The 18,611-nt window shown below is 64.2% G+C and carries 17 protein-coding genes; 8 read left to right on the top strand and 9 right to left on the bottom strand.

Translation table 11 applies throughout. The features are described 5' to 3' along the window. Nucleotides 1–2 precede the first annotated feature (2 nt). Both AiwAL_RS03430 and AiwAL_RS03425 read right to left on the bottom strand, forming a co-directional pair. Complete coding sequence (locus AiwAL_RS03430) at nucleotides 3–512, bottom strand: GNAT family N-acetyltransferase (RefSeq protein WP_262312119.1); 510 nt, start codon at nucleotides 510–512, stop codon at nucleotides 3–5. After that, the gene (locus AiwAL_RS03425; protein WP_262312118.1) at nucleotides 487–894 is read right to left on the bottom strand and encodes a hypothetical protein; all 408 of its coding nucleotides are present in this window, start codon (nucleotides 892–894) and stop codon (nucleotides 487–489) included. The genes AiwAL_RS03430 and AiwAL_RS03425 overlap by 26 nt, the downstream gene beginning before the upstream one ends. Here AiwAL_RS03425 and AiwAL_RS03420 point away from each other — a divergent pair. From AiwAL_RS03420 to upp, 7 genes are read left to right on the top strand one after another with little or no spacing between them, the layout of a single operon-like run. Then, a complete protein-coding gene (locus tag AiwAL_RS03420) occupies nucleotides 844–3,066 on the top strand; it encodes a peptidase domain-containing ABC transporter (RefSeq protein WP_407932516.1) in 2,223 nt (740 codons plus the stop codon). The two genes, AiwAL_RS03425 and AiwAL_RS03420, sit on opposite strands and share 51 nt — an antisense overlap. Next, the gene (locus AiwAL_RS03415) at nucleotides 3,032–4,495 is read left to right on the top strand and encodes an HlyD family type I secretion periplasmic adaptor subunit (RefSeq protein WP_262312117.1); all 1,464 of its coding nucleotides are present in this window, start codon (nucleotides 3,032–3,034) and stop codon (nucleotides 4,493–4,495) included. Before AiwAL_RS03420 ends, AiwAL_RS03415 begins: the two co-directional genes overlap by 35 nt. Before the next feature lie 21 nt (nucleotides 4,496–4,516). Continuing rightward, nucleotides 4,517–6,295 carry a tetratricopeptide repeat protein gene (locus AiwAL_RS03410; protein WP_262312116.1) on the top strand — a complete coding sequence of 593 codons (1,779 nt, stop codon included), beginning with the start codon at nucleotides 4,517–4,519 and terminating at the stop codon, nucleotides 6,293–6,295. 5 nt (nucleotides 6,296–6,300) lie between these two features. Further along, nucleotides 6,301–9,156 (top strand): glycosyltransferase, encoded by a 2,856-nt coding sequence (locus AiwAL_RS03405; RefSeq protein ID WP_262312115.1) that lies wholly within the window; start codon nucleotides 6,301–6,303, stop codon nucleotides 9,154–9,156. A gap of 25 nt (nucleotides 9,157–9,181) precedes the next feature. Then, nucleotides 9,182–10,033 (top strand): hypothetical protein, encoded by an 852-nt coding sequence (locus AiwAL_RS03400; protein ID WP_262312114.1) that lies wholly within the window; start codon nucleotides 9,182–9,184, stop codon nucleotides 10,031–10,033. A gap of 16 nt (nucleotides 10,034–10,049) precedes the next feature. Next, nucleotides 10,050–11,441 carry a glycosyltransferase gene (locus tag AiwAL_RS03395; RefSeq protein ID WP_235703208.1) on the top strand — a complete coding sequence of 464 codons (1,392 nt, stop codon included), beginning with the start codon at nucleotides 10,050–10,052 and terminating at the stop codon, nucleotides 11,439–11,441. Then, entirely contained in the window at nucleotides 11,438–12,088 is a 651-nt protein-coding gene (upp, locus tag AiwAL_RS03390) for a uracil phosphoribosyltransferase (RefSeq protein WP_262312113.1), read from the top strand. Before AiwAL_RS03395 ends, upp begins: the two co-directional genes overlap by 4 nt. Before the next feature lie 16 nt (nucleotides 12,089–12,104). On the opposite strand, the gene AiwAL_RS03385 is transcribed toward upp, so the two are convergent. The 6 genes from AiwAL_RS03385 to AiwAL_RS03360 form a co-directional block, all read right to left on the bottom strand. Next, nucleotides 12,105–12,611 carry a MaoC family dehydratase gene (locus AiwAL_RS03385; protein WP_262312112.1) on the bottom strand — a complete coding sequence of 169 codons (507 nt, stop codon included), beginning with the start codon at nucleotides 12,609–12,611 and terminating at the stop codon, nucleotides 12,105–12,107. Then, nucleotides 12,608–14,182 carry a DHA2 family efflux MFS transporter permease subunit gene (locus AiwAL_RS03380; protein WP_235703211.1) on the bottom strand — a complete coding sequence of 525 codons (1,575 nt, stop codon included), beginning with the start codon at nucleotides 14,180–14,182 and terminating at the stop codon, nucleotides 12,608–12,610. The genes AiwAL_RS03385 and AiwAL_RS03380 overlap by 4 nt, the downstream gene beginning before the upstream one ends. 15 nt (nucleotides 14,183–14,197) lie before the next feature. Next, a complete protein-coding gene (locus AiwAL_RS03375) occupies nucleotides 14,198–15,313 on the bottom strand; it encodes an HlyD family secretion protein (protein ID WP_262312111.1) in 1,116 nt (371 codons plus the stop codon). Beyond that, complete coding sequence (locus tag AiwAL_RS03370; RefSeq protein ID WP_262312110.1) at nucleotides 15,313–15,738, bottom strand: MarR family winged helix-turn-helix transcriptional regulator; 426 nt, start codon at nucleotides 15,736–15,738, stop codon at nucleotides 15,313–15,315. The genes AiwAL_RS03375 and AiwAL_RS03370 overlap by 1 nt, the downstream gene beginning before the upstream one ends. A 146-nt stretch (nucleotides 15,739–15,884) precedes the next feature. After that, nucleotides 15,885–16,565 (bottom strand): MarC family protein, encoded by a 681-nt coding sequence (locus AiwAL_RS03365; RefSeq protein ID WP_235703214.1) that lies wholly within the window; start codon nucleotides 16,563–16,565, stop codon nucleotides 15,885–15,887. Beyond that, nucleotides 16,562–17,731 (bottom strand): M20 aminoacylase family protein, encoded by a 1,170-nt coding sequence (locus AiwAL_RS03360; RefSeq protein ID WP_235703215.1) that lies wholly within the window; start codon nucleotides 17,729–17,731, stop codon nucleotides 16,562–16,564. The genes AiwAL_RS03365 and AiwAL_RS03360 overlap by 4 nt, the downstream gene beginning before the upstream one ends. Before the next feature lie 202 nt (nucleotides 17,732–17,933). Between AiwAL_RS03360 and AiwAL_RS03355 the strand changes: the two genes are divergently transcribed. Further along, nucleotides 17,934–18,137: a hypothetical protein gene (locus tag AiwAL_RS03355; protein ID WP_235703216.1), complete on the top strand. Its 204-nt coding sequence runs from the start codon at nucleotides 17,934–17,936 to the stop codon at nucleotides 18,135–18,137. A gap of 114 nt (nucleotides 18,138–18,251) precedes the next feature. Here the strand turns inward: AiwAL_RS03355 and AiwAL_RS03350 are convergent, their stop codons facing one another. Beyond that, the gene (locus tag AiwAL_RS03350) at nucleotides 18,252–18,554 is read right to left on the bottom strand and encodes a hypothetical protein (protein ID WP_262312109.1); all 303 of its coding nucleotides are present in this window, start codon (nucleotides 18,552–18,554) and stop codon (nucleotides 18,252–18,254) included. Nucleotides 18,555–18,611: the final 57 nt, after the last annotated feature.

The raw sequence follows: 18,611 nt of genomic DNA, 5'->3' as shown, positions 1-18,611 counted from the left end.
ATCTAAGCCTGATAATCGCCGGCGAGGCTTCGCTGCATGATGACGACGTCCAGCCACCGGCCGAACTTGAACCCGATATCGCGAAGAATGCCGACCCGCTGGAAGCCCAGGCTGGCATGAACCCCGATCGATCCGATATTTTGCGAATCTCCGATGACCGCCAGCATCTGGCGAAATCCGGCCTCGCTCGCATCGGCGAGCAGGCGGCGCACGAGCGCTTTGCCGACTCCCTGGCCCCGCACATCCTCGCGGACATAGACACTGTCTTCGGCGGCGAACCGATAGGCCGATCGGGGGCGATATTGATCGAAATAGGCGAAACCGAGCACGCCGGTATCGTCGGTTGTGACCAGCCAGGATCGCCCGGCATCCACGATACCATGGTAGCGCCGGGTCATCGTCTCGAGCGAGGGAGGCGTTTCCTCGAAGGTTCCAGTGCCTTCCAGGACATGGTGGGCGTAGATCGCCTGGCATTCGGCCAGATCGTCAGGGGTTGCCGGGCGGATTTCCATGATGCGGCGGACTCCATTCCTGTTTCGAACAGGGATGCCGCACTGAAGCGGGATGATGCAAGAGCGCGATCAAGGGGCGGATTTGTGCCAATCGAGAGATGGCTTGTGGAAAATTAATCGGATTATCGGAATTCGATGCTATAGAAACGCCGGTGCCCCTTATGCTATTGACGAGCTTGATGGCGATATCTTTAGTTAACCGATTGAATTCAAAAGAAACATCCAAGAAGACGGGCGGCGCGCGAGCCCGCCTGCCGTGCCGAAGCCATCGAACGCCATGGCTCTGTGCCGGACGATTCCCGCCTGGGCAGACGGAAGGACGATACGCCCGATGAATGACGCTTCCGATACGACCGGACACGAGCAGCCAGAAACTCTCCATGTCCGCATCCTGGCCGTAAAGGCAGTCGCCCGCTTTCACGGGGTCGACCTCGACATCGAAACCCTCCGGTCCGATCCGGCGGAAACAGCGCCCATGTCTCCGCACCTCGTGGAGTGGCTGCGGGAATCCGGGCTGTGGGCGCGCGGGATTCGCCTCAATTTCCGGCAATTGCTCAAGGTCGAGACCACCACGCCGGTCGTTCTGCTGTTGCAGGATGGCGGTGCCGCGATCATGGTCGCGCATGACCGGGACCGCGGGATCATTTTCGTGCGCGATCCCCGAGCACCTCTGGGCTCGGCGCCCGTGGCGGTCGACGAACTCCAGTTGCGCCAGGTGTGGGACGGTGCCGTCCTGCTGATCAGGGGCGAGCGGGGCGGGCAGGAGGTTGAGCCGGCATTCAACTTCGCGCTGCTGTGGAAGATGGTCTGGGTCGAAAAGCGCATTCTGCGGGATGTCGCGATCAGTTCGGTCACGCTGACCATCCTGCAGGTTCTGCCGATTCTGATGATCATGGTCGTGCTGAACACCGTGATCATCTATCGCAGCATGAATACCCTGATCCTGGTGACGCTGGTGTTCATCGTCGCCATCATCTGGGAAGCGATCCTGACCTGGGGAAGGCGAATGATGCTGGTCATTCTCTCGACCAGGCTCGATGCGCGATTGAACCTGATGATTTTCGACCGTCTGATGACGCTGCCGATCGATTTCTTCGAAAAGAACCAGGCGGGCGAATTGTCGTATAAGGCCGCGCAGATCTATCGCGTTCGCGACTTCATCACCGGACGCCTGCTCTCGACCTTCATCGACATGTTCATGGTGGCGCTGATTCTGCCCATCCTGTTCTATCTCGATGCATTCCTGGCATGGACGATCCTGATCGCGGCCGCGATCATTGCCGTTATCATCACCTCCTTCCTGCCCGCGATCGCGCGCCTGACCGGCAAGATCATCGCCGCCGAAAGCCTCAAGGGCGCGGTGATGGTGGAAAGCATCTACGGGATTCGCACGGTCAAAGCGCTGGCGCTGGAAAAAGTGCGCGCCGACGAGTGGGATGAGCGCGTCGCCGAAACCAGCCGGCTCAATATCCAGATGGGCAGATTGACCAACTGGCCTGTCGCGCTGTCGCTGCCGTTCGAGCGTTATGCCCAGGGCGGTGTGCTGCTTCTTGGCGGCTACCTCGCGGTGACGTCGCAAAACCCGCTGGCGCTTGGCGGGCTTGTCGGCTTCATGCTGCTCGGCGGCAGGGTTGCCGGACCTCTGGTGTCCTTCGCGCGGCTGATCCAGGATGCGCAGGAGGCGAGGGCGGCGGTCGGCATCGTCGGACAGGTGCTGAACCGCCCGACCGAGCGCCGCGCGCTGACGACCGGTTTGCGCCCGCGCTTCGAGGGATCGGTCGAATTCGAAAACGTCACATTCACCTATGAAGGCACCAAGACGCCTGCCTTGAACAAGGTGAATTTCGCGGTCCCCGAAGGCACCATGCTCGGCATCGTCGGCCGGTCGGGCTCGGGCAAATCGACGATTACCCGCCTGCTGCAAGGGATCAATCGCGAATATACCGGCGCGGTCAAGATCGATAACACCGAGTTGCGCGAGATCAATCTGCGGCACCTGCGCAAGAGCTTCGGGGTCGTGCTGCAGGATAATTTCCTGTTCCGGGGCTCGGTGCGCGATAACATCGTCGCCGGAAGACCTGGGCTGAGCTTCGAGGACGCGATCCGTGCCGCCCGGCTTGCCGGCGCCGAGGAATTCATCGAACGCCTGCCGCAAGGCTATGAAACCTTCGTGCAGGAAGGCTCGCCCAATCTTTCGGGCGGGCAGAAGCAGCGGCTCGCCATCGCGCGCGCTCTGATCGCCGATCCGCGCCTGCTGATCCTCGATGAAGCCACCAGCGCGCTCGATCCCGAGAGCGAGGCGCTGATCAACGCGAATCTTCTGCGAATCGCGCGCGGGCGAACGATGGTCATCATCTCGCACCGGCTTGCCTCGCTGGTCGAATGCGACCAGATCCTGGTGATGGATGCGGGGCAGGTGATCGATCTCGGCAAGCACGGCGAACTCGTCGAGCGATGCGCGATCTACCGCCATCTCTGGCTCCAGCAGAACCGCCACATGAATCCCGAGGGAGGCCGTCATGCGCCGACTCCGACGCTTGCTCAAGGAGATTAACCTCCCGGCCCTTGGGCGGAAGGGCGACAACAATCCCGGCATTCAGGACGCCTCGGGCATGAGTCTCGCGACTCCGGCCCAGCTTGGCGATACGCCGATGGCGCTGCTCGAATTCCAGTCGCCCACCGCCGCGGTGATCGCGACGCCGGTATCGGCCGTCTCGCGTTATACCGCGCTGATCGTCACCGCGATGGTGTTCGCGCTCCTGGCGATCGCGGCGACCGTTCGGGTCAGCAAGGTCGTCACCGCGCAGGGCAAGCTCGTCTCGTCAGCGCCGACGATCATGATGCAGCCGTTCGACACGTCGATCGTGCAGTCGATCAAGGTTCACGAGGGAGAGATCGTCCGCAAGGGTCAATTGCTCGCCCAGCTCAACCCGACCTTCGCTCATGCCAATCTCAAGGCGCTCAAGGCGCAGGTCGTCGCGCTGTCGGCGGAGCAGGCGCGGCTTGAGGCCGAAGCGAACGGTAAGGTTTACGCACCTCGGCACCCGAATACGGCCGAGGCGCTGCAGGCCGCGATTTTTCAGAGCCGGGGGGCCGAGAGAACCTATACGATCGAAAATTATAACCAGAAAATCGCCGAGCTGCAGATGATCGTGGCGAAAAGCGAGCACGAGGCTTCGTTCTACAAGAAGCGCGTCAATGTGGCGCAGGATGTCGAGAACATGCGCAACCAGTTGCAGAAATTGCAGGTGGGAAGCAAGCTGAACTCGCTCATCGCGCTCAACGACAGGCTCACGGTGTCCAGTTCCCTGTCGAGCGCGATCGCGACCGCCGCGGCAGGCGAGCGCGATCTCGCGGCACAGCGCGCCGAACGGGATGCCTATCAAAAGAAATGGGCCGCCGGCGTTTCCGAAGATCTCGCGAAAACCACGAGCAAATTGATTACCGCCGAGCAGGATCTGGCAAAGGCGAGGTTGCAGAGCCAACTCGTCGTTCTGCGCGCGCCGCGCGATGCCATCGTTCTGACGATCGCTCATGTTTCGGTCGGATCGGTGTTGCAGTCCGGCCAGAAATTCATTTCGCTGGTGCCGATCGATGCGCCCTTGTCGATCGAGGCGGATATCAGCGGCACGGAATCGGGCTATGTGCATGTCGGCGATCCGGTCACGGTCAATTTCGACACGTTCGATTTTCTCCGTTACGGATCCGCCAAGGGCACGCTGAAATCGGTCAGCGCCGACAGTTTCAGCCCCGAGATGCAGCCGGGCGAAGGCGGTTCCGCGCTGCCGAACCGTCCGCACACGCTTTATTACAAGGCTCGGATATCGCTGGACGAGTTGATGCTGCATAACACGCCGCCGGGTTTCCGTCTGGTGCCCGGCATGCCCTTGCAGGCGAACATCAAGGTCGGGCGCCGGACCATCCTGTCCTATTTCGTCACCAAGATCATGCCTGTCGCCTATGACAGCATGCGGGAGCCGTGAACCGATACGATACCGGCCATCATGAACCCTCTTGATCGTTTTGCCGCATTATCGCCACGCCGGGCATTGAAGCGCGCCGAGGAGCTTGCCGGCCAGAAACAATGGGACCGGGCGGCCAGGCTGTTCAGCGTCGCGGCCGAGGCGGGGATTGTCGAAGCGCAATTTCGCGTGGGCGAGGCCTATCTTGAGGGAAACGGCCTCGGGCATAACCCGCGCGAAGCCGCGCGATGGTTCATGCGTGCGGCCGAGAGCGGGCATATCGAGAGCCAGTGCCGGATCGCCGGGCTGTTTCTTCATGGGCTCCAGAGCCATCAGGTCGGGCAAACGGCAACCCTGTTCGGCGACACGATCGGGGAATCACAAAACAGGGATGCCGATTATCCGGCGGCCTTGGTCTGGGCGCGGCGTGCCGCCGAAGCCGGCGCGGCGGATGGCCAGGCGCTGCTCGGTTACATCCTGGCAAACGGTCCCGAGGATCTGCGCGACCCGGAGCAGGCCGAATCATGGTATCGCAAATCCGCCGATCAAGGCTGGCCGCAGGGGCATCTTGGAATCGGCATGATCCTGATGCGCCGCGCTGATGACGGCGAGAAAACCGTCGCGGCGATGCGCGAGATCGAAAAAGCCGCCGAGGCCGATCTGCCGACCGCGCATTATCTGCTTGGCGTTATCCATGAGCAGGCGGTCGGCGTGCTGCCCGATCCGGCGCGCGCGCTGAACCATTACCGCAAGGCGGCGATCCACGGCGTGCGGAATGCCCAGGCGAAGCTCGGCGCCATGCTGCTGACCGGGCAGGGCTGCGCGCCGGATCCGATCGAGGGCGAATCCTGGCTCCGTCGCGCGGCATTGGCGGGCGATCCCGAGGCGGCCGCCCTGGTCGGCGACCTCTATGCGCGCGGCGGAGAATTGCCGCCCAATTATGCCGAAGCGGCGATCTGGTTCCGGGTTGCCGCCGAAGCGGGGCACCGGACCGCCGCGCGTGCGCTCGGCATGCTCTATCTGACCGGCGCGGGCGTGGCGCGCGACCCCGACGAAGCGGCGCGCTGGCTCGCCCGCGCCGCCGAGCAGGGCGATTCCGCGGCTCAGGCGGATCTCGGCAATCTGATGCTCAAGGGCGAGGCGCGGCAGTCGTCGCTGGACGGCTTGCCGATCCATGAATGGTTCGAACGGGCCGCCGGATCGGGCGATTTGATCGGTGCGTTCAATTATGGCGTCTGCCTCGCCGAAGGCATCGGCATGAAGCGCGATGAGGGGCGGGCCGTGACCTGGTTGCGCCGGGCGGCGGAGGGCGTCGTCAACGCGCAATATTGGTATGGCCGGATGCTGCTCGACGGCAAGGGGGTTTCGGCAAACCCGACCGAAGCCTATCGCTGGATCCGCCGCGCAGCCGATTCAGGCATGGTCGAGGCAATGGTCACCGTTGCGGAATTGATGGTCAACGGGCGCGGCTGCGCGCAGGATCATGCCGCCGCAAGCGACATGTTCCGCCGTGCGGCCGATGCCGGCCATGCCGGTGCGATGTTCGCCCTGGGTGCGCTTTATGGCGGCGGGCACGACATTCCGACCGAGCGGGTGCAGGCGCAAATCTGGTTCGCCAGGGCCGCCGAACTGAACCATCCGGTCGCGCAGTTGATGCTGGGGCGCTATCTGCGGAAAGGGCTTGCCGGACCGGCCGATCCGGTCCTGGCGGCCCAATGGCTCAAGCGCGCTTTGGCCCAGGGCATCGACGAGGCCAGGCTGGATCTCGCCGAACTGGCATCCCAGGAAGACCCGCTTCCCAGCCGTGCCGCCAGCGATTGAATGGGATGACTGCCGACCCGGTCCGGCAAAGGCGCGATCGCGAGGCCGCCGATGCGTGGTCGCGCGGCAGAATTGCACTCGATGCCGGCGATTTTCCGCGCGCGCGCTTCTGGCTGGAGCGCGCCTGCCGGATCGCACCGGATGACCCCAGGCCGCGTTTCGATCTGGCACTGGTGCTTGCCGCCTTGGGCGATTCCAAGGCTGGCGACGAACTGGAGGCGATCGCCGCTGGCTACGACTGCTCCGCCGCATGGATCGCGCTGGCGCGGGTAAGCCAGCGCGACGGCGATCGCGCGAGGGCGGCGCGGGCTCTCGATGCCATGCTGGGACGCTATGAGATCCCGCCGGATGCGACGTTCGGGCGCCTTGCCGGAGAAATCGCGCGGAGCAATGGGATGCAGGGCTGGTGCGGTATCGCCGCTGGGGAGCGGCTGCGGATCGAAGCGCCTCGTTCAGTGGTACACGAAGAGGCGTCGCGGCTGGATGTCACTTCCGATGGCAGTCGCCTGCTCGGCAGCCCGATTGATCTCGCTTCATTGCGTCGGATCGACGGTATCGTCGAGGCGGATGGAGCAGGCATGTCCGGCTGGGCGATCAATTGGGCCGCGCCGAGCCGGTCGCCCGTTTTGGTTCTGGTCGATTCGGCTGGGCGGTGGCGGAATATCCGGCCTCGCCGGATGCTCGAACCGGCGGTTCAGGCGCCGTTCCTGCCCCGTCACGGGTTTCGGATCGGCGCCAGGACGTTGCGGGGCCTCACTCCGCCGTTCCGGGTCCAAACGGCGCACGGCACCCCGCTATATGGCTCGCCGATCGATCCGCAATTGGTTGCCGGGCTTGAACCGGTCGCGACGCGGCCGGTCCGGCGAAGCTTGCCGCCACGCGCGCGTCTGTGCGTGGTCATGCCGGTCTATCGCGATATCGGGACGACCGAGGCGGCTCTGAACTCGCTCCACGCTTCATTGGATGAGCCGGTCCCGGTCATCGTGGTGGACGATGCCTCGCCGGAGCCCGGTCTCAAGCGGTTCCTCGATGAGGAACGCCGTCTCGGCAGGATCATTCTGGTTCGTCATCGGGTCAATCGCGGGTTTCCTTGTGCCGCGAATGCCGGGATGCGTGCCGCGCGGCGCCGGTTCGGCGCGTGCGATATTCTGCTGCTGAACGCCGACATCCTGCTGCCCGCAGGCGCGCCGGCGCGGCTTCACGCCGCGCTCTATGCGGGGCCGGACATTGCCAGCGCCACGCCGCTGTCGAACGAGGCGACGATCCTGAGCTATCCATCGCGCGGCGGCGGCAATCCCGCACCCGATCCGGCCGAGGTCGCGACGATCGATCGATTGGCGTGGCGCGCGAACCGCGATGCCGCGATCGATATCCCGACAGCGATCGGGTTCTGCATGGCGATTCGCCATGATTCTCTCGCCGCGACCGGCCTGTTCAGGGAAGACATCTTCGCCCAGGGTTATGGCGAGGAAAATGACTGGTGCAGGCGGGCAGCCGGCCTCGGTTTCCGCCATGTCGGCGTACCGGGGGTTTTCGTGGCCCATCGCGGCGGCGCTTCGTTCGGACCGGCCGGTGCCGCGCTATGCGCCCGCAATCTCGCCCTGCTGGAGCGGCTGCATCCGGGCTATCACGCCCTGATCGAAGCTCACCATCAGTCAGACCCGCTCCGGGATTCGCGCCGCCGCCTCGACCATGCCCGGTTTCGGATCGGGCGGGTCCGCAACGGCGCCGTCGCTCTGGTCTCGCACGATCATGGCGGCGGTATCGCCCGTGTCGTCGAGGCCCGGATGGCCGAATTGCGGGCGGAGGGTTTGCGCCCGATCCTGGTGCAGCCCGATTTTTCCACCACGGAGGAGCGCGAATCCGGCATCGGCGCGGCGCGCGTTACCGATGGTCATTCCAATGAATTTCCCAACCTGACATATCGCCTGCCGCGCGAGATCGACAGGTTGGTCGCATTGTTGAAGGCCGAGCGCGTCAAACACGTCGAATTTCACCACACGCTCGGTCATCATCCGCTGATCCGCTCGCTGCCCGAGCGGCTCGCCGTTCCGGCCGAACACGTGATTCACGACTATTCGGTTTTCTGCAAGCGAGTGAATCTGATCGGGCCGCGCCGCCGGTATTGCGGCGAGCCGGATGTCGATGGCTGCGTTGCCTGTATCGAGGAGGCCGGCAGCGAATTGACCGACCCGATCGCCCCGGCCGATCTCGTCGCCCGGTCCGGTGCCGAGTTGCACGCCGCGCGCCGCGTGGTCGCGCCGTCACAGGATGCGGCACGGCGGCTGCGTCGGCATTTCCCCGGAATCGCGGTAGCGGTGACGGGCTGGGAGGACGATCTGGTATCCGTGGCGCTGAAGCCTCCACCCGTGGGGGTAGGCCACCGCCTGATCGCGGTCGTCGGCGGGATCGGTCCGGCCAAGGGCTACGATGTCCTGCTCGACTGCGCACGGGATGCCGCCGCCCGCGACCTGGCTTTGTCCTTTGTGGTGATTGGCGCCAGCGAGGATGACGCACCCTTGATCGAAACGGACCGAATCATCATCACCGGCCCCTATCAGGAGGGCGAGGCGGGGGATCTGATCCGGCGTTCCGGGGCGCATCTCGCCTTTCTGCCGTCGATCTGGCCGGAAACCTGGTGCTTCGCCCTCAGCGAGGCATGGCGCGGCGGCCTGTATGCGGTTACGTTCGATCTTGGCGCTCAGGCCGAGCGGATCAGGGCGACCGGTCGCGGCCTGGTTTTGCCGCTCGGAATGCCCGTGCAGCGGATCAACGATGCGCTCCTTGCGTGGCGGCCGGATTTGGGCGATCTCAATAATCGTTCGCCGATGCCGAACCTACGCGCCATCGCTCAATATTGACCAGTGCCCTAACGGAGACGCCTTGATGTCCAGAGCCGCCGTCCAGAAAACCGAACCGGAACAAGCGCCGAAGCCGGCCCTGCAGGCCGGTTCCATACAGGAATTGAAAGTCACCGGTCATTTGATGACCCTGGATTCCGGCCTTTTCTGCATCGTCAACGAAGCCAGCGCGGCGGCGACCGGCGAACAGGGGCTGCCTGGAGTGCGGATCTCGCCGCCGCCGATCGGCGCGACAGGGATCGAAATCACCGGATTCCGCGCCGATGGCTGGCTTTCCGGCCATGGCGATGCGGCTTTGGTGCGGGTTTCCGAAGGTCCGGCGCAGATCCTCGTCACCGTCTATCAGATTGCCGGGCTGGCCGATGCCGCGCCCCGGCTTCAGGTCATGCGCCTTGCCAACGGCGCGGCTCCGGCGCCGACGGCACCCGCCCAGCCTCCCGAGGTCATGGATGTGCTCGCGCATATCCAGACCAGGGGCGATGTCGGCGCGAAATTCGGCGACTGGCTCGGCGAGCCCGGAACCGGAACGTGGATCGAAGGGATCGCGATCGCGGCACCCGAAGGGATCGCGCCGGTCGATTTCTCGTATCAGGCGGTGCTCGGCCGCGGCTGGCTCTCGCCTTGGGTCGAAGCCGGCCAGTATTGTGGCAGCCGGGGCATGGCCCTGCCGCTGCTTGGTCTGCGGGTTCGCCTGCAGGGCGAGGCGGCGGAACGCTTCGATATCGCCTGCGAGGCTAGCTTTGTCGACGGGTCGAAGGCAGGTCCGGTCGGCAACGACGAAACTTGCGAAGCCGACAGTCTCGCGGCGCTCGAGGCGGTTCGGATCAGCCTGGTGCCGCGCGGCCGGGTCAAGGCTGCCGCGCGCGGCCGCCGCTGATACCTCCCGCAAGCACGTGAAGTTCCTTTTCGTTCATCAGAATTTTCCGGGCCAGTATCTGCATATCGTTCGCGATCTCCTGGCCCAGGGCGGCCATGAGATCGTGTTCATGACCGAGCCGAACCGCAACCAGATCGCCGGGGTCCGAAAAGTCACCTATGCGCGGCCGCCGGCGACTCATGCCGCCGTGCATCCCAGCGCCCGTGAATTCGATGTCGCGATGCGGCGCGCCGAGGCCGGCTATGCCGGCGCCAAGCAGATCAAGGCGCTGGGTTTCGAGCCGGACGTGATCATCGGTCATCATGGCTGGGGCGAGCTGCTCAATCTCGTCGATATTTTTCCGGGCGTGCCGATCCTCGGCTATTTCGAGTTCTACTACCGGCTGGACGGCACCGATGTGAATTTCGACCCGGAATTTCCGATGTCGCCCGAGCGGTTCGGCGCGGTCCGGGCCAAGAACGGCGTCAATCACCTCGCGACCGCCCTGGAGCAGTTCGGCCAGACGCCGACTGCCTGGCAATGGAAAACCTATCCCGAATGGGCGCGCTCGCGCATTTCCATCATTCGCGAAGGTGTCGATCTCGACATCTGCAAGCCGGACCCGGCGATCAGGCGCCGCACGCTGTCGGTCGGGAAGCTGACCGTGACGCCGAAACAGAAGCTGATCACCTATGTGGCGCGCAATCTCGAGCCGTATCGTGGATTCCACGTTTTGATGCGCGCCCTGCCGGCCATCCTGGCCAAGCGAAAGGATGCCGTCGTGTCGATCGTCGGCGGCGACGAGGTCAGCTACGGCGCCGCGCCGGAGAGCGGAACCTGGCGATCGATCATGATGAAGGAGGTCGGCGGCCGGATCGACCTCGCACGGGTGCATTTTCTCGGCCGCATCCCGTACGAGGATCATATCAGACTGCTGCAGCGTTCCGATGCCCATATTTACTATTCGTATCCGTTCGTTGCGTCCTGGAGCCTGCGTGAAGCGCTGGCGATCGGCGCGCCGGTGATCGGCTCCGACACCGAAACGGTCACCGAATTCGTCGACCATGGCAGAACCGGGCTGGTGAGCCCGACGCTCGATCCGGCGGCGCTTGCGCGCACCACGCTTGGCCTGCTCGACGATCGTGCCCTCGCGGCCCGGCTTTCCGCGGGGGCGCGGGACTATGCCGCGCGCGAACTCGACCTCAAGAAGTACCTTCTCGCGTTCCGCGCCGAGATCGAGCGCATCACCGGAAAACGCGTGGCCGCGGATCAGGTTGCGCCGCGCCGCGCCGCTGGCCACGCCGCACGGAACGGCGATGCCGCCGCCGCTCCGGTCAAGCGGCGGACGACGCCGAAGGCGGACAAGGCGAAGACGGTGGCAAAGACCGTGCCGCGTCCGCGCAGCGCCCAGCCCGTGCGTGTGCGATGAGCGGCGGGGCCGATACGACCTCATCCGTCACGGTGATCGATCACCCTTTGATCGAGCACAAGCTGACCCTGCTGCGCATGGCCACCACCCCCACTGGCGAGTTCCGGCGGCTGACGCGGGAAATCAGCCTGCTGATGGGCTACGAGGTGCTGCGCGACCTGCCATTGCAGCCCGTCGATATCCAGACGCCGCTGGAGCCGATGACCGCGCGTCAGGTCTCCGGCAAGAAACTCTGCTTCATCTCGATCCTGCGTGCCGGCAACGGGATTCTCGACGGCATGATCGACCTGGTTCCCTCGGCGCGGATCGGCCATGTCGGCGTCTATCGCGATCCGGCCAGCCACTTGCCGATCGAATATTATTTCAAGGTGCCGGACGACGTCGCCGAGCGCTTGACAATCGTGGTCGACCCGATGCTCGCGACCGGCCATTCGGCGGTCGCGGCGATCACCAGGCTGAAGCGCGCCGGGGCGAGGGGGGTGAAATATGTCTGCCTGATTGCCGCTCCCGAAGGTGTCGCGGTACTGCGCGAAGCCCATCCCGATGTGTCGATCTTCACCGCGGCGATCGATCGCGCGCTTGACGAGAACGCCTATATCCGCCCCGGTCTCGGCGACGCCGGCGACCGGCTGTTCGGCACGAAATAGGGCGGAAGAACCCGCGCTACGAAACGCTCCGCGCCGTGTCCAAATCCGCCTGATCCGTGACCGGCCGGCGCGGTACCATCGCGCTGCTGGTCATGGTCTGTACGATCTCGTCGCGCTGATTGAGCGTGGTGAAACGCGAGGTGATGATGCCCTGGTCGGGGCGGGTCGCGCTGGCCCGGGTGGCGAGCAGTTCGACCTGAAGCCGCAGCCGGTCGCCAGGGCGAACCGGGCGGTGCCAGCGCAGCTCCTCGAAACCAAGCCCGAGCGTGCCGGGAGCCGGGCGGTATCCGCGTCCGGTGATCAGCAGGCGCATGGTGAGCGAGGCGGTGTGCCAGCCGCTGGCGATCAACCCGCCGGTGATCGCCTGAGCCGCTTCGGGATCGGTGTGCATCGGCTGCGGGTCGAATTCCGTCGCGAAACGGATCATGTCGGCCTCGGTCACGGCGACCTCGCCGGTCGTGGCGATCAGGCCCGCCGCGAAATCCTCGAAATACCGGACCGGGAGGGTATCGTCGGCGATCATTCCATCACCGCCATCTCGTGCTTGTCGGCAGCCGGCGTTGCGGCCGGGGGCGGTTTGCGCATCAGCAGCAGGCAGAACACCGCCGGAATGCTGATGATCAGCATGAATTTGAACGCATCGAGAAAGGAAATGATTTGCGATTGGGTATCGATCATCGCGTTCAGCAAAGCGGCCCCCTGTTTCGTCGCCGGGTCGAGCATTTTTCCCACCGAACCGCCGACCTGAAGCATCCGGTCGAACGGAGAGATGCTCTGGGAGATCGAGGCGTGGGAAACCTGCGCCATCTGCACCTGGACGGCTTCGGTGATCGAAATACCGACCGCCATGCCGACATTGCGGGTCAGGCTGAGCAGTGACGTGCCCTGGGTGCGCAGTCCGGGATCGAGCGTATAGAAGGCGACAACCTGCAACGGGGTGAACACGAAGCCGAGTCCGGCGCCCTGAACGATGATCGTTTCCAGCAGATAGGATTGCGGCGAACTCGGCAGCCACTGCATCATCATCCAGAACGAGACCAGAAGCAGCATGAAGCCGAGAAACATCATGTAACGCGGATCGATCTTGTTCGACAGCCGCCCGGCGATCATCATCGCCGCCATGGTGCCGAACCCGCGCGGCGCCATGACCAGACCCGCCGCCTCGACCGGATAGTTGCCGAGTTTTTCCAGAAACGGCGGCATAAGGGTCGAGGATGACAGCAAGACCGAGCCCACCGCGAACATCGTGATCAGCCCGGCATTCAAATTGCGGTCGCGGAACACGCCGCGCGGAATGAACGGGTTTTCGGCCGTGAACATGTGAACGACGAACAGATAAAGCCCGATGACCGCGAGCACCGCGAAAGTGATGATTTCGGTCGAGCCGAACCAGTCTTTTTCCTGGCCGCGATCGAGCATGATCTGCAGCGAGGCGAGGAACAGCGACAGCACGCCGAAGCCGATCCAGTCGAAATGACCGGATGCCGGCCGTTTCGCGCGTTTCGGCATGAAGAAGACGAGCGCCAGGGTCGCGGCGATGCCGAACGGCAGGTTGACGAAGAAAACGTAGCGCCAGTTGTAGAAATAGGTCAGGTAGCCGCCCAGCGTGGGGCCGAGGATCGGCCCGATCATCACGCCGATGCCCCAGATCGCCATCGCCGAGCCGCGCTGTTCAACCGGGTAGATATCCAGCATGGTCGACTGGCTGAGCGGCACCAGGGCCGCGCCGAACACGCCCTGGAGCAGCCGGTCGGCCACCATTTCCCCGAGCGAGGTCGCCACCCCGCACATCATCGACGTGATCGTGAAACCAATCAGGGAAATCAGGAAGATGTTCTTCCGGCCGAACCGCGTGGCGAGCCAGCCGACGGGTGCCGTCATGATCGCGGCCGCGATCACGTATGAGGTCAGGACCCAGGTGATCTCGTCATAGGACGCCGACAGCGAGCCCTGCATATAGGGCAGCGACACGTTGGCGATGGTCGCATCCAACGCCTGCATCAGCGTGCCGATCATGCACCCGACCGTGACGATCACGCGCGGCATGCCGCCGATCCGCATGACCTCTTCTTTTGGGGCGTCCTGGCCGGCCATGATCCCGCGCCGCGATCAGAACAGGTTGGAGAGTTTGTGCTGATGTCCGGTGATGATGGTGACTTCGGCACTCATGCCGTTGCGCAGCGCGAGATCCTTCGGCCCGCTCACCACGTTCACCCGCAGCGGAATCCGCTGCACCACCTTCACCCAGTTCCCCGACGAGTTCTGCGCCGGCAGGATCGAGAAACTCGATCCGCTTGCCGGTGAAATGCTCGCGACCACGCCGTGCCAGAGCTTGCCCGGATAGGCATCGACATGGATGCGCACCTTGTCGCCCGGCTTGACCCAGGTGAGCTGGGTTTCCTTGGGCTGCGAGCGGACCCAGACATCGCTCGACGACACGAGGCCGAACGCGGCGGTTCCGGCGGGAAGAAACATGCCGGGTTGCAGCTTCTCGGTTTCGGTCACCACACCGGCGAAAGGAGCGCGCACCACCGAATGGCGATAATTCAGCTCGGCGGTCGCCATCGCCGCCGCCGCCGCCTTGTACTGGGGGGTGTCGCTGGCATGGATTTTCGCATTGCCCGACAGTTTCGCGAGATCCACGCCGGCTTGCGCCTCTTCGGCATCGAGCGTCGCTTCGGCGCCTTTCAGTTTGTATTTCGCATTGTCGTAATCGGCTTGGGTTACGCCGCCGCCATGCACCAGCGAGGCGTAGCGCCGGAAATTGATCCGGTCGTTTTCGACGATGGATTTCTGGACATCGATCTTGGCGAGCTGCGCCGCATAGCTTTTGCGCGCGCCGTTGATCTGCTGCCGGACCTGGGCGACGCGGGCTTTGGCCTGATCGATCGCGACGAGAAACCGCGACGGGTCGAGCCGGAACAGAACCTGTCCGGGCTTTACCGTTTCATGATCGTGAACCTCGACTGTTCGTACCAAGCCGGGCACATCGGTGGAAAGCTGAACCCGCGCCGCCTTGACGTAAGTATCGGTGACCGACACCGATCCGCCGGTGAACAGCCAATAGAGCAATACCGCGAGCAGGATGACCAGAACGCCGCCCACCATGAGGACAGGGCGCAGAAGCTTGGAACGCCTGCCGGCCCGAGCGTCGGCGCGTGCTCTAGTCTCGCGTTCATCGGCTTCCCGCGCAACCGCGCTGGAGGCGGAACTCGTCTGGGACATCAAACCATCTCCTGTTGGGCTTTGGTCGCCGCCTGAATTTTCACGCTGCATTCGGGGGAGATCAGTGCTGCCTTCATGAGGATCAATCCCCTGATCATCGTGCGGATCGTTTCTGCGGGAAGATCGTGCGTGACCACGGCCGCCACGGCGGCGCGCTGGGCGTCCACCTCGTGCAGGACCGGTTCGGCGGCGGGCTTCAGATGCAAGCGCCAGATGCGCCGGTCGTTCGGATCGGCCCGCCGCTCGACAAGGCCGCGTGCTTCGAGCCTGTCGGTCAGACGTGCCACGGTCATCGGCTCGACCTCGAGCAATTCGGCGAGATCCTTCTGGGACAAGCCCGGATGGCGGGCCAGTTTGAGCAGCATCGCCCATTGCGCGCGGTTCATGCCGTGCAGGCGCGCGCGCCGGTCGAGTTCGAGACGCATCGCGCGCGCGACATCATGCAGCAGAAGCAGCAGATCGGGTTCGTTGGGAGGGGTATCCATCGCGGGAGAGATAATAAGGTGCGATACGAGTAAGCGCTACTGCCTCAGTGCTGCGTTTTCGGCAGGGTGGCCCCGCCGTGGCGGAGCTACCCGTGCAATGCTTGATGAAGCACCGGGATCGCGCCGGACAGCATGATCTGGGCGCCGATGCCGAGCAGCAGAAACGCCGCGAGCCGGGCGACAACGCGGCGGCCGGTGGGGCCGAGTATGGCGCCCAGCCGGTCGGCCGTGGCATAAGCCAGCCAGATGATGAGCGCGAGGGCGATCGCGGCGAGGGACACGCCGGCGAAAAACAGTGCGAGCGGCGCGCCATAGTCCGCCGGGCGTTGGGTTCCGAGAGCGATGGCCACCGCGATCGTTCCCGGTCCGGTCGTGAAGGGTAAAGTGAGCGGAAAGAACGCGATGGCGGAAATGTCTTCGCCGGTTTCCTCGGCGGGCGCGGCCTGCGCCTGTTTGCGCTCCTCCTGCGCTTCGGGCGCCGACAGCATCTGATAGGCGCGCGCGGCGACCACGAGCCCGCCGGCGAGCCGGAGCGCGTTCAGGGAAATCCCGAAAAAATTCAGGATGTAGCTGCCGAACCAGAGGGAAACCAGCATCACCAGCGCGCTGTTCAATCCCACCCGCCGCGCCAGGACGAGCCGGTCGGCGTGGCTGCGCGCGCCGGTGACTTCGTTGAAGATGATCGCGCCACCCAGTGGATTGACGATCGAGAGCAGAGCGGGAAACGCGAGCAGAAACGCGGCCGATGCCGCGCCGAACACGCTCACGCAGGCAGTTCCTGTTCGGCGATCGCCGCGAACAGGGCGCCGCCGATCGGCAGAATCGCATCGTTGAAGTCGTAGCGCGGATGATGCAGCGGGATATTGCCTTTCTCAGGCTCGCTCTGGCCGATCCGAAAAAAACAGGCGGGCCGGGCCAGGGCGTAATAGGCGAAATCCTCGCCGCCCATGGAGGCGGGCAGGGTCGTCCGCACCCTGTCGGCCCCGACCACCGAGGCCGCGGCTATCGCCATTGCCTCCGCCATTGTCTGGTCGTTGACCACCGGCGGATAGCCGCGTGCATAGCTCACCTCAGCTTCGGTGTCCGACGCCGCCGCGAGGCCGCGCACCAGATCGGGGATTTCGCGCGCGAGCTGGTCCTGGATGTCGGGTCGCAGGGTTCGCACCGTTCCGCCCAGAATTGCCGTTTCGGGAATGACGTTATGGGCACTGCCAGCGTTGAAGGTGCAAATCGAGATCACCGCCGAATCGGTCGGCGCGACCCGCCGCGCGACGATGGTTTGCAGCCCGAGCACGATCTGCGCCCCGGCGACGATCGGGTCGATCGCCTGGTGCGGCCGCGCCGCGTGGCCGCCCTTGCCGGTCAGCCGGATCGTCAGCGTGTCGGAGGCCGCGTTCACCGTTCCCGGTGAGGCCGAGACCGTGCCTACCGGCAGGTTCGGGTCGTTATGGGCGCCGAATATCGCGTCGAACGGAAAACGGTCGAGCAGCCTGTCCTCGATCATCCGCGCAGCACCGCCGCCGCCTTCCTCGGCGGGCTGGAAGATGAAATGCACCGTGCCGGAAAACCGGCGCGTCGTGGCGAGATAGCGTGCCGCGGCGAGCAGCATGGTGGTATGGCCGTCATGCCCGCAGCCATGCATCCGGCCTGGCGCTTGCGAGCGATGGTCGAACCCATTGGCTTCGTCCATTGGCAACGCATCCATATCGGCGCGGAGTGCGATCGCGCGATTGCCCGATCCGCAGCGCAGCGTACCGACCACGCCGGTGCCGCCGATCCCGGTGGCGACCTCGAGACCGAATTCGGCAAGATGTTCGGCAACCCGTGCGGCGGTGCGATGCTCTTGGTAGCCGAGTTCGGGATGGGCATGGAAATCGCGCCGCCAGGCGGTCAGTTCCGGGGTCCATTCGTGCAGCAACGGGTCGATGTTCATGAGGCTACCATATTGGATTCCGCGCGGACTGCCATGTATTCAATCTTTAGGTGGAAGGCCGTAATTTGTTGCCGATTTCATGCGTGCCAAACATAAGTCTTAGGCCGCGATCGCGGCTTCTGTCTCCGGTCTGAAGCGTCCATGTCTCGGGGCGAGCAGGAAATCCCCCTGCGATATCGCGTAAATCTAAGGAATCGTTCCGATGACCAAAACCACTCGGGTAATCGTTCTTCTTGCCGGTCTTGGCGTAGCTGCGCCAATGATCGCCAGCGCGGCGCCGTTCTTCACGCCGCACGCCAAGCTGGTTCAGGAAATCAACCAGTCTTACGGCACGCAGTTCAAGGTGCCGGGCCAGAGTGCCCACATGGCCGCGGCGCCGCACAAGGTCACGCCGCACAAGGGTTGAATTCGATTCGACGCAGAGCGTGATGACTTTCAGTCGATCGCGCTCTGGTCTTTGTTTGAGCGAGCAATTTCATGGCTTTACGGGTCGCTTCGCGATTCCGCTTAAAGCCATGCTTTAATATTTGGATGGCCAGAATCCGGCGGCCTTGGCGGCGTCCATGCAGCTATAGGCACCGAACCTGGTATGGCCGAACCAGCGCGATTTCTGGGTATGAAACACCACGCCGTGGGTGTTGACCCAGACCACCGGGCTCGATCCGCAAGATGATTTCGCGGCGGCAAGGGTCTTGAATTCCTTGCCCCGTAATTTTGCCGGATCGGCATGATCGTGTTTTTTTGGCTTGGCGTTCGCCGCCATCCCTTGGGCGGCGGCGAGCGACATCCCGATGGCGACAAGTCCCGCAACGGCCAGTTTCATGTTTTTGCTCCGCAATGCCGATCCGTGCTGGAACGGTAACGAAGAGTGCTACGATCG

Source organism: Acidiphilium sp. AL, assembly GCF_025499445.1.
Taxonomy (GTDB): Bacteria; Pseudomonadota; Alphaproteobacteria; order Acetobacterales; family Acetobacteraceae; genus Acidiphilium; species Acidiphilium iwatense.
The sequence above is the reverse complement of the archived record's forward strand: the minus strand, read 5'-3'. Positions and strand labels throughout refer to the sequence as shown.

What these genes read in the sequence shown, in the direction of transcription:
- AiwAL_RS03430 (WP_262312119.1), bottom strand. Translation starts at nt 512, where the DNA reads ATGGAAATCCGCCCGGCAACCCCTGACGATCTGGCCGAATGCCAGGCG.
- AiwAL_RS03410 (WP_262312116.1), top strand. Translation starts at nt 4,517, where the DNA reads ATGAACCCTCTTGATCGTTTTGCCGCATTATCGCCACGCCGGGCATTG.
- upp (WP_262312113.1), top strand. Translation starts at nt 11,438, where the DNA reads ATGAGCGGCGGGGCCGATACGACCTCATCCGTCACGGTGATCGATCAC.
- AiwAL_RS03350 (WP_262312109.1), bottom strand. Translation starts at nt 18,554, where the DNA reads ATGAAACTGGCCGTTGCGGGACTTGTCGCCATCGGGATGTCGCTCGCC.
- AiwAL_RS03385 (WP_262312112.1), bottom strand. Translation starts at nt 12,611, where the DNA reads ATGATCGCCGACGATACCCTCCCGGTCCGGTATTTCGAGGATTTCGCG.
- AiwAL_RS03420 (WP_407932516.1), top strand. Translation starts at nt 844, where the DNA reads ATGAATGACGCTTCCGATACGACCGGACACGAGCAGCCAGAAACTCTC.
- AiwAL_RS03355 (WP_235703216.1), top strand. Translation starts at nt 17,934, where the DNA reads ATGACCAAAACCACTCGGGTAATCGTTCTTCTTGCCGGTCTTGGCGTA.
- AiwAL_RS03375 (WP_262312111.1), bottom strand. Translation starts at nt 15,313, where the DNA reads ATGTCCCAGACGAGTTCCGCCTCCAGCGCGGTTGCGCGGGAAGCCGAT.
- AiwAL_RS03380 (WP_235703211.1), bottom strand. Translation starts at nt 14,182, where the DNA reads ATGGCCGGCCAGGACGCCCCAAAAGAAGAGGTCATGCGGATCGGCGGC.
- AiwAL_RS03370 (WP_262312110.1), bottom strand. Translation starts at nt 15,738, where the DNA reads ATGCGTCTCGAACTCGACCGGCGCGCGCGCCTGCACGGCATGAACCGC.
- AiwAL_RS03360 (WP_235703215.1), bottom strand. Translation starts at nt 17,731, where the DNA reads ATGAACATCGACCCGTTGCTGCACGAATGGACCCCGGAACTGACCGCC.
- AiwAL_RS03425 (WP_262312118.1), bottom strand. Translation starts at nt 894, where the DNA reads ATGGAGAGTTTCTGGCTGCTCGTGTCCGGTCGTATCGGAAGCGTCATT.
- AiwAL_RS03400 (WP_262312114.1), top strand. Translation starts at nt 9,182, where the DNA reads ATGTCCAGAGCCGCCGTCCAGAAAACCGAACCGGAACAAGCGCCGAAG.
- AiwAL_RS03415 (WP_262312117.1), top strand. Translation starts at nt 3,032, where the DNA reads ATGCGCCGACTCCGACGCTTGCTCAAGGAGATTAACCTCCCGGCCCTT.
- AiwAL_RS03405 (WP_262312115.1), top strand. Translation starts at nt 6,301, where the DNA reads ATGACTGCCGACCCGGTCCGGCAAAGGCGCGATCGCGAGGCCGCCGAT.